At 69.2% G+C, this 292-nt stretch carries 1 protein-coding gene; it reads left to right on the top strand.

What is annotated here, in order from left to right; genetic code table 11:
• The coding region (locus ACG04R_RS28495; protein ID WP_394418214.1) for a LuxR C-terminal-related transcriptional regulator at nt 1-111 on the top strand (111 nt) is incomplete at its 5' end.
• Between the last annotated feature and the right edge of the window lie 181 nt (nt 112-292).

Raw genomic sequence — 292 nt, 5'->3', positions numbered from 1 at the left:
ACGACCGTCAAGATCCACGTGCAGCACCTGCTGCGCAAGCTGGATATCGACTCCCGCGTGCAGGCGGCCGTGCTGGTCACGCAGCAGCAGCAGCAGCAGCGCGCGGGGTAGTTCTTCCGGACGAGGCCGCGTCGGCGGCCGTCCTCCCAGCGGCCGGGGCCGCGCTGATCGTCAGGCGAATGGGCGGCACAGCGCGCGCGGGACAGTGGCTTCATCGTCACTGAGGAAGAACGCGCATGAACGCCCCACCCGTCGACCGCAAGGCCTGGTCCGTCCTGATCGTCAGCACGCT

This window comes from Pelomonas candidula (assembly GCF_043555985.1).
Taxonomy (GTDB): domain Bacteria; phylum Pseudomonadota; class Gammaproteobacteria; order Burkholderiales; family Burkholderiaceae_C; genus Pelomonas; species Pelomonas candidula.
Note: the sequence above shows the minus strand (reverse complement) of the source record. Positions and strands in the feature narration are given on the sequence as shown.